15 protein-coding genes are annotated in these 12,221 nt (G+C 60.6%); 9 read left to right on the plus strand and 6 right to left on the minus strand.

Annotation, left to right across the window (positions count from 1 at the left end; translation table 11 throughout):
- Positions 1 to 25 precede the first annotated feature (25 nt).
- The gene (locus ACOZJV_RS12875; protein ID WP_078473909.1) at positions 26 to 1,405 is read left to right on the plus strand and encodes a sodium:solute symporter; all 1,380 of its coding nucleotides are present in this window, start codon (positions 26 to 28) and stop codon (positions 1,403 to 1,405) included.
- Between the two features lie 310 nt (positions 1,406 to 1,715).
- Entirely contained in the window at positions 1,716 to 1,967 is a 252-nt protein-coding gene (locus ACOZJV_RS12880) for an acyl carrier protein (RefSeq protein ID WP_421547769.1), read from the plus strand.
- 108 nt (positions 1,968 to 2,075) lie between these two features.
- Here the strand turns inward: ACOZJV_RS12880 and ACOZJV_RS12885 are convergent, their stop codons facing one another.
- Together ACOZJV_RS12885 and ptrR are read right to left on the minus strand one after the other, a co-directional pair.
- Positions 2,076 to 2,204 (minus strand): PA1414 family protein, encoded by a 129-nt coding sequence (locus tag ACOZJV_RS12885; protein WP_274522656.1) that lies wholly within the window; start codon positions 2,202 to 2,204, stop codon positions 2,076 to 2,078.
- 124 nt (positions 2,205 to 2,328) lie between these two features.
- Positions 2,329 to 3,234, minus strand: a complete 906-nt coding sequence (ptrR, locus tag ACOZJV_RS12890; RefSeq protein ID WP_421547770.1) for a putrescine utilization regulator PtrR — start codon at positions 3,232 to 3,234, stop codon at positions 2,329 to 2,331.
- Between the two features lie 103 nt (positions 3,235 to 3,337).
- Between ptrR and ACOZJV_RS12895 the strand changes: the two genes are divergently transcribed.
- Positions 3,338 to 4,549 carry an MFS transporter gene (locus ACOZJV_RS12895; protein WP_421547771.1) on the plus strand — a complete coding sequence of 404 codons (1,212 nt, stop codon included), beginning with the start codon at positions 3,338 to 3,340 and terminating at the stop codon, positions 4,547 to 4,549.
- Here ACOZJV_RS12895 and ACOZJV_RS12900 read toward each other — a convergent pair.
- From ACOZJV_RS12900 to ACOZJV_RS12910, 3 genes are all read right to left on the minus strand, one after another.
- On the minus strand, positions 4,503 to 5,426 hold the full coding sequence (locus ACOZJV_RS12900; protein ID WP_078473905.1) for a DMT family transporter: 924 nt from the start codon (positions 5,424 to 5,426) through the stop codon (positions 4,503 to 4,505). The two genes, ACOZJV_RS12895 and ACOZJV_RS12900, sit on opposite strands and share 47 nt — an antisense overlap.
- A gap of 161 nt (positions 5,427 to 5,587) precedes the next feature.
- A complete protein-coding gene (locus tag ACOZJV_RS12905) occupies positions 5,588 to 6,001 on the minus strand; it encodes a DUF2177 family protein (protein ID WP_421547772.1) in 414 nt (137 codons plus the stop codon).
- A gap of 29 nt (positions 6,002 to 6,030) precedes the next feature.
- Complete coding sequence (locus ACOZJV_RS12910; protein WP_020297769.1) at positions 6,031 to 6,867, minus strand: CvfB family protein; 837 nt, start codon at positions 6,865 to 6,867, stop codon at positions 6,031 to 6,033.
- A 348-nt stretch (positions 6,868 to 7,215) separates the two neighbouring features.
- Between ACOZJV_RS12910 and ACOZJV_RS12915 the strand changes: the two genes are divergently transcribed.
- The 3 genes from ACOZJV_RS12915 to ACOZJV_RS12925 all read left to right on the plus strand — a co-directional run bounded on the left by ACOZJV_RS12915 (position 7,216) and on the right by ACOZJV_RS12925 (position 9,255).
- Complete coding sequence (locus ACOZJV_RS12915; protein ID WP_017337097.1) at positions 7,216 to 7,404, plus strand: hypothetical protein; 189 nt, start codon at positions 7,216 to 7,218, stop codon at positions 7,402 to 7,404.
- Positions 7,405 to 7,600: 196 nt separating this feature from the next.
- Complete coding sequence (locus ACOZJV_RS12920; protein ID WP_421547773.1) at positions 7,601 to 8,320, plus strand: TorF family putative porin; 720 nt, start codon at positions 7,601 to 7,603, stop codon at positions 8,318 to 8,320.
- A gap of 65 nt (positions 8,321 to 8,385) precedes the next feature.
- Positions 8,386 to 9,255, plus strand: coding sequence for a DUF6279 family lipoprotein (locus ACOZJV_RS12925; protein ID WP_421547774.1), 870 nt, complete (start codon positions 8,386 to 8,388; stop codon positions 9,253 to 9,255).
- Between the two features lie 37 nt (positions 9,256 to 9,292).
- Here ACOZJV_RS12925 and ACOZJV_RS12930 read toward each other — a convergent pair whose 3' ends face one another.
- A complete protein-coding gene (locus ACOZJV_RS12930; RefSeq protein ID WP_078473901.1) occupies positions 9,293 to 9,685 on the minus strand; it encodes a transcriptional regulator in 393 nt (130 codons plus the stop codon).
- Positions 9,686 to 9,864: 179 nt separating this feature from the next.
- Here ACOZJV_RS12930 and ACOZJV_RS12935 point away from each other — a divergent pair, with 179 nt between their 5' ends.
- The 3 genes from ACOZJV_RS12935 (at position 9,865) to ACOZJV_RS12945 (ending at position 12,189) form a co-directional block, all read left to right on the plus strand.
- On the plus strand, positions 9,865 to 10,812 hold the full coding sequence (locus ACOZJV_RS12935; RefSeq protein ID WP_421547775.1) for an AraC family transcriptional regulator: 948 nt from the start codon (positions 9,865 to 9,867) through the stop codon (positions 10,810 to 10,812).
- A gap of 454 nt (positions 10,813 to 11,266) precedes the next feature.
- A complete protein-coding gene (locus tag ACOZJV_RS12940) occupies positions 11,267 to 11,539 on the plus strand; it encodes a hypothetical protein (protein ID WP_421547776.1) in 273 nt (90 codons plus the stop codon).
- A gap of 50 nt (positions 11,540 to 11,589) precedes the next feature.
- A complete protein-coding gene (locus ACOZJV_RS12945; protein WP_421547777.1) occupies positions 11,590 to 12,189 on the plus strand; it encodes a DUF4291 domain-containing protein in 600 nt (199 codons plus the stop codon).
- Positions 12,190 to 12,221: the final 32 nt, after the last annotated feature.

Consider the following 12,221-nt stretch of genomic DNA (forward strand, 5'->3'; position numbering starts at 1 on the left):
AAAAGATAATCGGAGAAACGCCATCATGGCTTTAGATCTATTTGTCGTACTTATCTACGCTGCCGCAATGCTGGTGCTCGGCTACTACGGCATGCGCAAGGCCAAGACCCACGAAGACTACCTGGTGGCCGGCCGCAACCTGGGCCCGACGCTGTACATGGGCACCATGGCCGCGACCGTGCTGGGTGGCGCCTCGACCGTCGGCACCGTGCGCCTGGGTTATGTGCATGGCATCTCCGGGTTCTGGCTGTGCGCCGCACTGGGCCTGGGCATCATTGCGCTGAACCTGTTCCTGGCCAAACCGCTGCTCAAGCTGCGGATCTTCACCGTGACCCAGGTCCTGGAAAAGCGCTACAACCCCATGGCCCGCCAGGCCAGCGCGGTGATCATGCTGGCGTACGCGCTGATGATCGGCGTGACCTCGATCCTGGCCATCGGCACCGTGCTGCAAGTGCTGTTCGGCCTGCCGTTCTGGATCTCGGTCCTGCTCGGCGGTGGCGTGGTGGTGGTGTATTCGGCGATCGGCGGCATGTGGTCGCTGACCCTGACCGACATCGTGCAGTTCGTGATCAAGACCGTGGGCCTGATGTTTATCCTGTTGCCGATCTGCCTGTACCGCGTCGGCGGCTGGGACGAACTGGTGAGCAAGCTGCCGGCCTCGAGCTTCAGCTTCACCACCATCGGCTGGGACACGATCATTACCTACTTCATGATCTACTTCTTCGGCATCCTGATCGGCCAGGACATCTGGCAACGGGTGTTCACCGCCAAGACCGATAAAGTGGCCCAGTACGCAGGCACCGTCGCCGGCGTCTACTGCATCATCTACGGCCTGGCCTGCGCCCTGATCGGCATGGCCGCCCACGTGCTGCTGCCGGACCTGGACAACGTCAACAACGCCTTTGCCGCCATCGTCAAAGCCTCGCTGCCGGACGGTATCCGTGGCCTGGTGATCGCTGCCGCACTGGCCGCCATGATGTCCACCGCCAGCGCCGGCCTGCTCGCCGCCTCCACCACCCTGACCGAAGACCTGCTGCCAAAACTGCGTGGCGGCAAACAGTCGAGCCTGGGCATCAACCGCCTGTTCACCTTCCTCACCGGGATCGTGGTGCTGGGCATCGCCCTGGTGGTCAATGACGTGATCAGCGCCCTGACCCTGGCCTACAACCTGTTGGTGGGCGGCATGCTGATTCCGCTGATCGGAGCGATTTTCTGGAAGCGCGCAACCACCTCCGGCGCCATCGCCAGCATGGGCCTGGGTTTCGCCACGGCTCTGGTGTTCATGATCAAGGACGGCCTGGACGCCAACACACCGATCTACTACAGCCTGGCTGTCGGCCTGATCAGCTTCGTGGTGGTCAGCCTTCTGTCCCGCCGCCCGGCTCCCCTGGCCAACGCGGTTTAAGCTGAATTCGGACATTTTTGGGAGTTTCTTCAGCGGGTGCAGCGTCGAGGCTGCACCCGTTTTTTTTGCCTGGGGAAACGCGCCGTACGCCTACCCGTCAAGGGCACACCCAGGCTCGCGGCAAGCCCGAGCAACCTGTGCTGTACTGCGACTAGCACCGCACCAGCTCCGCCGGTCGCGGCCAAGGGTAAATAACAATAAGACCCGAGGTGCTCATGAACGCCTTTGACTTGCCACTCGGCACCATCCCCCCATGCCATCCCCCCTGCTGCGCAAGCGCCCCATTGGATTGTCTGCCGGAGCCCCGGTCATGAAACGCGCCCATGTGCGCCAAGTCGTGCACGACTACATCCACCGCCTGCTGGAGCGCAACCAGCCGTTCGACGACCATCTCGACCTGCAAACGCTGGGCCTGGACAAGCAGGATCTGGAGGAATTGATTTTCCATCTGGAAGATGAGTTCGGACTGACAGCGTTTACCCACGAGGAAGATCAACTGCTCAAGGCCGCGAGCACGGCCAATGACCTCAGTCAGTTTTTGCTGAAGATTTCCAGGCATTGAACATCAAGGTGAGAACACTGGGAGTGCGCCTATGGGGACGTAGCCACATCCTCGGCGCGGGTTGAAAAGTAGAGGAGCAAGCCTTGCGCTTGCTCCACATCGACCCGATCAGCGGCGTTTTTGCTGCCGACGTCGTTGGTCGTCGTCCGTACGAATCGGCACCGGCTGCAACGGTGGCTCGATCAGGCCCAATGCGACGCCAAGGTCGTGAAGCCAGTTTTGCAGTTTGTCTTTCATAGCGCCCCCCTTAAGGGTCATGCCGAGCGACGGGATTCTTTGGCCGCTTCGCACTGATAATAGTCCTAAGTCCTACGCATTGCTCGCCCTAGATCGCAATGATCTGTTACCGGATTAATCTGAATCATCCGCGGACTTTTCTTAAAGAGCAGCCATCCACTGCCGCTTCGGCCTTGGCGGCTTCCTGCAGTTCGATCCAGGCCGTGAGGTTGGCGCCGAGCATGCCCTTGCGCCACATCAACCAGGTGGTGGCACTGGCGAACGGCTCGGCCAGGGCATGGACCGCGACACTCTCCCGCCCCGGCAGGCTGGCCAGCATCGACTGCGTCATCATCGCCACCCCGGAACCGGCAATCACACAGGCGAGCATGCCCTGGTAGGACTCGATCTCCATGGCCCGGCCCATGGTCGCGTGGTCATGGGCAAACCAGGACTCCAGGCGCATGCGATAGGAGCAGCCCCGACGAAAGGTAAATACCGCTCGGCCCTCGACGTCGCGGGCGCTGCGCACCGGTGGGTGGCCCGCTTCACTGATCAGCACCAGGGTTTCATCGCACAGGGGTACACCGTCCAGCCCCGCCAACTGCAGCGGACCGTCGACCAGGGCCGCATCCAGGCGCCCGGTCAGCAGGCCCTCCAGCAACTCACCGCTGGGGGCCGACTGCACCTGCAGGTTCACCATCGGATAGGTGCGGTGATAACGCGCCAGCAGCGGCGGCAACTGGATGGCTGCCGAGCTGTGCATGGTGCCCAGCACGAAGACGCCCGCAGGCTGCCCTCCTTGCAGCGCGGCCTGGGCCTCATCGTGCAGGGCGAACAAGCGCAGGCTGTAATCGAGCAGCACCTTGCCCGCCGGCGAGAGCAACAGCCGCTGCCGCTCCCGCAGAAACAGCTCGACGCCCAATTGCTCCTCCAGCTGCTTGAGCCGGGTAGAGAGGTTGGACGGCACCCGATGCAGACGCTCGGCCGCGCGGGTAATGGAACCCTCCTCGGCCACAGCCTGGAAGATGCGGAGCTGGCTGAATTCCACGATACTCTCCAAAAGTGAACAAGTTGCTTAATATTATTCATTTTTAAAGAAAGTCAATCGATCCTAGCCTGACGGTCACTGCTCCACTGATGGAACCCTGACCATGTCCCCGCTGATTCGCCTGCTCGCCAGCTTTATCGCCTTGATGATGGCCATGGGCATTGGCCGTTTTGCCCTCACCCCGCAGTTGCCCCATCTGCTCAGCGAAGGCCAGATCGACCTGACCGCCGCCGGCCTGATCGCCGCCGCCAATTACCTGGGCTACCTGTTGGGCGCCCTGGATGCAATGTTTGCCCGACGCCCTCGCCAGGTTCGCCAGCGCCTGCTCGGCGGCCTGTGGTTGTGCGTGCTGCTGACCTTGGCCTCGTTCTGGGCCCAGGGCTTCTGGGCACACTTGCTGCTGCGCTTCGGCACCGGGGTAGCCAGCGCCTGGGTGCTGGTGATGATCACCGCCCTGAGCCAGCCCCTGGCCCAGGCAGCCGGCCGGCCACGGCTCGGCGCCCTGGTATTTGCCGGGCCGGGCCTGGGTATCTTTCTGACCGGGTTGCTGGCGCTGGGCTCTAACCTGCTCGGGCAAAGTTCGGCCATGCTCTGGCTGGTGTATGCCGCGGTCGGTTTGCTGATGCTGCTGGTGATCCTTCCGATCCTCCCGCAGCCCGAATCCATGCCGCTCACCGCGCCCGCGCCTGCTACTGACGAGGGCCGGGAAATCCCCCGTCTGGGGCTGATCTACGGCCTGTACGGCCTGGGCTACATCATCCCGGCGACCTTTCTTTCGCAGATGGCCAGCGCGCATTTCCAAGGCCAGTGGCAGGCAGACCTGTTCTGGCCCTGTTTCGGCCTGACGGCGGCGCTCGGGGTATTGCTGGTCAGCCTGCGCCGCGCCAGCCCCGGGGCAACCCGCTATTGGCTGATGGCAACGCTGTGGATGCAAGCTGCCGGGGTCTTCGCCTGCCTGCTGGGCGATGGCACCGGGCTGGTACTGGGGGTGATCCTGTGCGGGACTTCGTTCCTGGCCTGCATGCAATTGGTGATGCAGCGCTCACGGGAGATCGCGCCCCATGCCACCCAGCGCAACGCCGGGCTGTTGACCGCCTGCTTCGCCATTGGCCAGTTGATCGGGCCGCTGCTCGCGGCCCTGAGCAGCCATTACAGCGGCGACCTGCACCCGGCGCTGATCATCGCCGGCGGGGGCCTGCTGCTGGCGGGGGCGTTGCTGTTAAGCCGCCAGCGGCTTGCCGGCAAGAGCCCGAAAGCCTGCGCAACCCTTACAGAAAGCGGCGAATACGTCGGCGCAACCACTGTTCGGCGCTGACGAACGTAATGCCCAACAGCACCAGCACCGCGCCCATCACGAAGTTGAAGCTCAGGGGTTCACCGAGCAGCACAACGCCAAAGGTCACGCCGAACAGCGGGGTCATGAAGGAGAACACCGCCAGGTTGGCCGCCAGATAACGCCGCAGCAGCCAGAACCAGGTCAGGTAGCTGAAAAACGACACCACCAGCCCCTGGAACAACACACTGGCGACCGCCACCGGGGTCAGGCTGACATGGCTGATCTGCCCGCTCAGCGCAGCAATCAGCAGCAGGCCGACAAAGCCGACGATCAATTGATAGAACAGGGTCAGGGTCGCCGGCGCCTCGGACAGCCGCGAGGCACGCACGACCACAGTGGTCGCGCCCCAGGCCATGCCGGCCAGCAGGCCCAAGGTGTCGCCCAGCAACATGCGCCGGTCCAGGTTCTCCAGGGATATGCCGCCGGCAAAGGCAATGCTGATGCCGATAAACGCCAGCAGAATCCCCAGCCACTGCAGGGGCCGCAGGCGCTCACTGGGCAACAGCCAGTTCACCCCCAGCGCGGTAAAGATCGGCGCGGTGTACAGAAACACCGACATATGGGCGGCGCTGGTCAGCTGCAGGCCTTCGGCGATAAACAGAAACTCCAGGCCGAACAGGCTGCCGGCCAGCAAGCCGCCACGCCAGGTGCTGCCGATCTGCGACCAGCCGCCCTTCCAGCACATCAACAAGGCCACCAGCAGCGCGGAAATCCCGGAGCGCGCCGCAGCCTGCATCACCGGTGCAATATCCGCCGCCGCCCACTTGATCATCACCTGCTGCACGCCCCAGATCAGGCACAGCCCCAGCATCACTTGCAAGGCAAAGCCATCGGCGCTACGCCGCTCTGTGCTCACCGCAAACACTCAACGTTAATCAACGACATGACAGTTACTCGACAAAAACGAAAAAGCCTCGCGATGGCTGCGTGGCGAAACAGAATCAGGTGGGTGTACAAAAAGGCATTGCCAGGACATCGCCGGCCATCCACATCCGTGGCGGCACAAGGCAAGACCGGCTAAGCGCGAAGATCGCCAAAGCGCCGCGCACAGGCATAGCCGATACTGCAGGCGACAGCGCTGGCGAAGGTGCCCCAGGCCATGTCCAGCAAGGCCAACTGCGCCGACCAGCCGTGCAGGGTCGACCAGTTGCTCAGGTCATAGGTGCCGTAGGCCACCAGCCCGAGCAAAGCACCGAGCCGCGTACTGTGCAGCCAACTGCCCCGAGCCAGCGCCGGCTGTACCGCAAACACCAGGCAACCCAGGACATACAGCAGATAAAACAGCGCTGCGGGGGCAAGCAGCGGCTGGTCGAGCATCAGCGAACCCAGCAGCGCCTTGTAGGTCGACCCCATCAACAGGCCCAGCCAAAGGCCGTCGAGCAGCAGAAACGCGAGCAATGTGCCGAAATAGGCAATCAGCCGGAGTCGCATGTCGAATGGCCTGTTCAGTGGGGTCCCGCTCAGCTTAGTTCAATGCGGTCGGCATGGATCACGATCTGACCCTGCTTATAAAGCGCGCCGATGGCCTTCTTGAAGTTGCCTTTGCTGACACCGAACAAACTGCTGATCACGGTCGGGTCGCTCTTGTCGCTGACCGGCAAGGTGCCGTTGTTTTCACGCAACTTGGCGAGGATCTTCGAGTTCAGGCTGGTGGAAGCTTCTTCGCCCACCGGTTGCAGGCTCAGGCTGATCTTGCCGTCACCACGAACTTCTTTGATAAAGCCTTTTTCTTCTTTGCCCGGGCGCAGGAACTTGAACACTTCGTTCTTGTGGATCAGCCCCCAGTGCTTGTTGTTGATGATCGCCTTGAAGCCCATGTCGGTGGCTTCGGCCACCAGCAAGTCGACTTCCTGACCCGGCTGGTAGTTGGCCGGGGTCTTGTCCAGGTAGCGGTCAAGACGCGCGGTGGCGGTGATACGGCGGGTGTGCTTGTCGAGATAGACGTGCACCACGCAGTACTCGCCGGCGGTCATCTGGCGCTTTTCTTCGGAGTACGGCAGCAACAGATCCTTGGGCAAACCCCAATCGAGGAATACACCGATGCTGTTAACTTCAACGACTTTAAGACTGGCGAACTCACCGACTTGAACTTTCGGTTTTTCAGTAGTTGCGATGAGTTTGTCTGCACTGTCCAGATAAACAAAAACATTGAGCCAGTCTTCGTCTTCACTGGGAATATCTTTGGGAATATAACGATTAGGCAGCAATATCTCGCCGTCCGCCCCACCGTCCAGATACAAACCAAAGTTAGTGTGTTTAACCACTTGCAAACTGTTGTAGCGCCCGACTAAAGCCATTTCCAATACCCTCATTGCGTGGGCGGCATTCTACAGGGGTTTTACCCGGTTGGTTTGATGCGCAGGCGGGCGGTGGACGAAATTTCCTTGAAGACATTGATTTTTCTCGATTTCCACAGCCATAGGCCTCCGCTCGTCAGGCAAAGGCCGTCCCGAACTCCCCGACCTGACCGCTAAAAAACGCCATAATCAAGCCAAAGTTTTAGTTAAAACAGCAGCTTAGGTAAATACAGCGAGCACTGTCCGATGCTCAACTCTTTATCACCCAATTATTCCGAAGGATATTTACCAAGCAATTGTCAAGCATTTCATGTATTATGCGTGGCCAAGTTAATTTTCTACAGGTTAATGGCCGCCATGCGTGTAAAAGCATCCAACAGCAAAGCAAAGCCAGCTCCAGCCGTTGAAACCAGCGAATCGATCAACAACCAGATCGCTGCATTCCTCAAGTCTGGCGGCGAGATTCAGCAAATTGCCAAAGGCGTCAGCGGCCAGACTTTCGGCCCGTCGAAGCAGATTACCCTCGGCAAAAAGTAATACCCCCGCAGCACATCCTGGTCCCTAAGCGCTTTGAACCTCAAAGCGCTAGGACTAGAGCCTGAACCTCCTCTCCTTGCATAAATCGACGAACGGCCCTCAACCCCGAGGTTTCGCCGGTATGCTTGCACACGTCTAGAACGGGCCTTTGCCAAGGGCTCTTGGTTTCTGCTCCTCGCTACCCATGGAGTGCAGCATGCTCAAACCCTCTTTCCTGCTGATCAGCGCACTGCTGGCCAGCCCCGTCAGTCATGCCCAGGTTTTCCAGCGTGAACTGGGCGACTCCGACCTCAAGCTGGGCACCACCCCGACGCGCAGCATGGCCCAGGGACTGGTCAAGCCGACCAGCTCCGGCTCATTCCACGGCGGCCTGGACCTGAGCCATGACAGCGGCTGGTACGCCGGGCAATGGTCACCCAGCGTGGGGCTGAGCCCATCGAGCAAACTGGAAGTGGACTCCTACCTCGGCTACAAGCAGCCCTTCGATCAGACCCTGGGCTATGAGCTGGGGATGATCCATTACAGCTACCCCAAGCTGGAAACCCTGGACAGCCATGAATTTTTCGGCGGCCTGACCCTGCTCGGCAGCCGCTTTGGCGCGGCCTTCAGCAACGACCCGGACAAACGCAACAGCACCCTGTTCGCCGACCTCGGCGGGAATGCGCCATTTGGTATCGGCGTCAGCGTCAAATACACCAACCACCAGCTGGGCAACCCGGTGTCGATTACCAGCGGTGGCTACGTCAACAGCTTCAATGACTGGTCGGTGAAGCTCTCACGGCCGTGGATGGGGATCGACCTCAACCTGATCTACAGCGACTCCAACCTCAACGGCGGCGACTGCTCGGCCTATTCTGGGCAAAACGCCGAATGCGACGGCCTGCTGACGTTCAAGGCCGAACGCTCCTTCTATTAAAAGGCTGAACTGCGGGGCGCCTTTCGGGTTCAGATACACAAACCCGCATTCGCAAGGACTCGCCCATGTCGCGCCGGTTAATCCATTTCGCATTGCTGTTAGTGCTGTGCTTCGCCTCCAGCGCCTGTAACCGCGTTGGCCTGGCCTATCGCAACCTCGACGTGATCATCCCCTGGACGCTCAACGACTACCTGGACATGAACAGCGAGCAAAAGGGCTGGTTCAACCAACGCCTCAAGGAACACCTGAGCTGGCATTGCAGCACCCAACTGCCGGGCTACCTCGACTGGCTCGACCGCCTGCAGCAAATGGTTGAAAGCAACCAGGTCGACGACGCGGCCCTGCAAGTGCGAACCCAGGAAGCCAAGCAGGCCATCGCCCAGACCGCCCGCGAGATCACCCCATCGGCCATCCAATTGCTGCAGGGCCTGGACGATCAACAGGTCAAGGACATGAACAACGCCTTTGCCAAAGATCAGCGCGAGCGTCAGACGCAGTACCTCAAGCCGACCTTGCAGGAACAGATCAAGCAACGCAGCGAGCGCATGACTAAACGCCTCAATGCCTGGCTGGGCCCGCTCAGCCCGCAACAGCAACAGCGGGTCGAACAGTGGTCAGCCGACCTCGGCGATCAGAATCAACAATGGATCGCCAACCGCGCCCATTGGCAGACGCAGTTCAGCGCCGCCGTGGAGCAGCGCCATGCCAGTGATTTCCCGCAACGCATCGAGCAACTGCTGGTCAATCGCGAGAGCTTGTGGACGCCGGAATATCGCCAGGCCTACGCCGCCACTGAACAGGCGGCGCGCAGCCTTTTGGTGGACCTGATGGCCCAAAGTACGGTGGAGCAACGCCAACGTCTGCTGAAGAAGATCGATGGCGTACGCAGCGACTTCGAAGCCCTCAAGTGCCTAAAAGCCGCGCGCCAGAGCTGAAGCTTTCACTGGCAACTGGCGACGCGGGGCTCAACGCTCAGGCAATCTGGGCCTTGCTCGCCACTTCGTCGAAGGTCGCCGGATCCAGGGCATCGGCCTGTTCGTCCAGTACCTGACGCGGGTGATCGTTGCCGGGGATACTGCTGTCGATCATGCACAACAGGCTGGAGCCTCGCGGCGTCAGAATGAAATTCTCACCGTTGCCGCCCTCGTCCTCCGGCCGCGACTCGATAAAGCCCCGATCCAACAGCAGCTTTTCGTACTCGGTGGCCGTGACCTTCAGCTCATCCAGATTGCCCGTCGACTCGCCCTCGGCTTCCTTGGCCGCCGCATGCTGCTCGGCGTAGGGCCGCGGGGTAAAGCTATGGCCGGCGCTGTTCTGCACTTCGTGCAACAGCCGTTCAATCAAATCCCAGTTATAAGTCGTCATCCTGATTCAACCTCCACACATAAGAGTGAAATGCCTTTCATAGGTTGTGACCGGTGTGGTTTTCAGCCGTTCAGGATTTCCTGCGCCTGATCCGACCCTTGATCGGAAACCGCTGGGCACCGGGTCGAACGCGGCAACGGCTAACCCGCATACCACCAAGCCCCGGCTAAGCTGCAAATATGACCCCCGCCGACCTCAGCCTGCACCAATACACCCTGCGCATGAACCGGGTGCTGGAGCATATCGACCATCACCTGGACCAGCCCCTGGAGCTGGCGGACCTGGCGCAAATCGCGCATTTCACCCCACGGCATTTTCATCGCCTGTTCAATGCCTGGGTCGGGGAACCCCTGGGCGATTACCTGCGCCGCAGGCGCCTGGCCCACGCCGCCTATCAACTGGCCAGTGAACCTCAGGCAAGCATCCTTGAGGTCGCGTTGACGGCTGGCTTCAGTTCGGGCGAGGCGTTTTCCCGGGCCTTCAAGCAACATTACTCAGTCACCCCAAGCAGCTGGCGCAGCAGCGAACCCAAACGCTGGCACCGTCGCCTCAGCGACGTGCGTGAGCGCCGCCTGCGCGAGTTACCCAACCCCGATCAGACCCATATCCCGGGATTCGACGACCCTGACGCCTTCATTCACCTCAAGGAGCCGCTGATGAACGTCACCCTCAAACACCTGCCACCGGTGCGCGTGGCCTGCCTGCGCTACACCGGCCCCTATGGCACCGGCATCGGCCTGTTCTGGCGCGAGACCGCAGCGCGCTGGATGATCGACAACCAGCTGTTCAACCGCGTGCGCTATGGCATCGGCCACGACGACCCGAGCATCACCCCGGCCCACCAATGCCGCTACGACGCCTGCATCGAAGTCCCCGCCGACTTCATCAGCGCCGCACCCGCTACCCTCAGCCTCCTGCCCGGCGGCCTCTACGCCGTCGCGCCCTACACAGGCAAAGGCCCGGACATCGCCGATGCCTGGCTCGAACTCTGCCGCGACTGGCTCCCGCGCAGCGGCCTGCAACTCGACGCCCGGCCGGCCTTCGAACGCTACCCGGTCGATGCCCACTACGACGCGCAAACCGGTGAGTTGGAATGTGAGATCTGTATTCCGGTGAAGGCGCTTTAACCAAAGGGCTCCCAGTGGCGAGGCAGCGTGCTCCGGCTCGACCGCACAGCGGTGGCAAAACCTGAGCCCCGATTTTCCCGGGCAGCCTCCCAGCATTTGCAAGGCCCGCTCCCCTTGCCCGCGACGCCTCTTGCAAAATAGGAAAGGCCTTACAACAACATCAGAAACCCCAACCCGGCCAGCCCTTTAAAGGCAATCAACGGATTGGCTATAGTCGGCAAGCCGTCGATAACGACGGCTGGGTTTGGCGACCTATATCTACAGAGTGATGCAAAAGATCCTGCTTGCAGGTATTTTGCGTCCGCACAATCAGCTTTATGGGGGCTGTGCGTGGGAGATCACTTGATCTGCCGGCTTTACTCTGTAGTCGGTTCGCCAACCTGCGCACAGCCGCCACCCTGCTGTTTGGCGACGATGGGTGATGGCATTGATCCAATCACACAGAGGTTTTCACATGAACCGATACATGCCCATTACAGGACACGACAGCACTCTACCTTCCCTGCTGATCGACACCCATGCGCCCATCGACGTGCTGCACGACGCAGCCGCCTACCGCATTCGTGCCGCCACCCAACTGCTGGAAAATTTCGCAGGCCCCGAGAAACCAGACCACGCGCCGGTCGTGCTCCAGGAACTGACCCTGGCCTGTACCATCCTGCTGCGCGACGGCTGTGATTTACTGGACGTGACGACGCGACGCCTGCAAGAACAACTCACGCTCTAAAACAAAACGGGCGACCTGAGAGTCGCCCGCTTAATGCCATCAAGGAAAATATGCCCGTAACACCATCGAACATACCTCACCGCCAAATCAGAGCGGTCTACGACGCCCACACCATTCGCGTCTACCAAGCCTATTGCGACACCATCGCCGACTCCGCCCTGGCCCACGGCACATTCATATCCCCACCGTTCAAAATGGAACGCATGACCTGGGTTAAACCGTCCTTCCTGTGGATGATGTACCGCGCCGGCTGGGGGTTTAAAGACGCCGGGCAAAAACGCATCCTCGCCATCGACATCAGCCGGGAAGGCTTCGAATGGGCACTGGCCAATGGCTGTTTAAGCCATGCCGATGAGTCCGTCAGCCAAGAACAATGGCTCACACTGAAAAACAATTCACCGGTGCGCATTCAATGGGACCCGGAACGGGATCTGCACTTGCAGCCACAGGAACACCGCGCGATTCAAATTGGATTGAGTAAAGAAGCGGTGCAGTTGTATGTGCATCAGTGGATACAACGTATTACTGACGTCACACCCTTAGCCCATTCGATCTGCAAACTGGTTCAGGAGGGGGATTTGGTAAAAGCGTGGGAGATGATGCCGGAGGAGCGGGAGTATCTACCGTCGACAGAGAAGCCCCTGTTGTAGACGAGCTCACCCGGCATTTCTATCCATACGTT

It is taken from the genome of Pseudomonas sp. QD4 (assembly GCF_049199125.1).
Taxonomy (GTDB): domain Bacteria; phylum Pseudomonadota; class Gammaproteobacteria; order Pseudomonadales; family Pseudomonadaceae; genus Aquipseudomonas.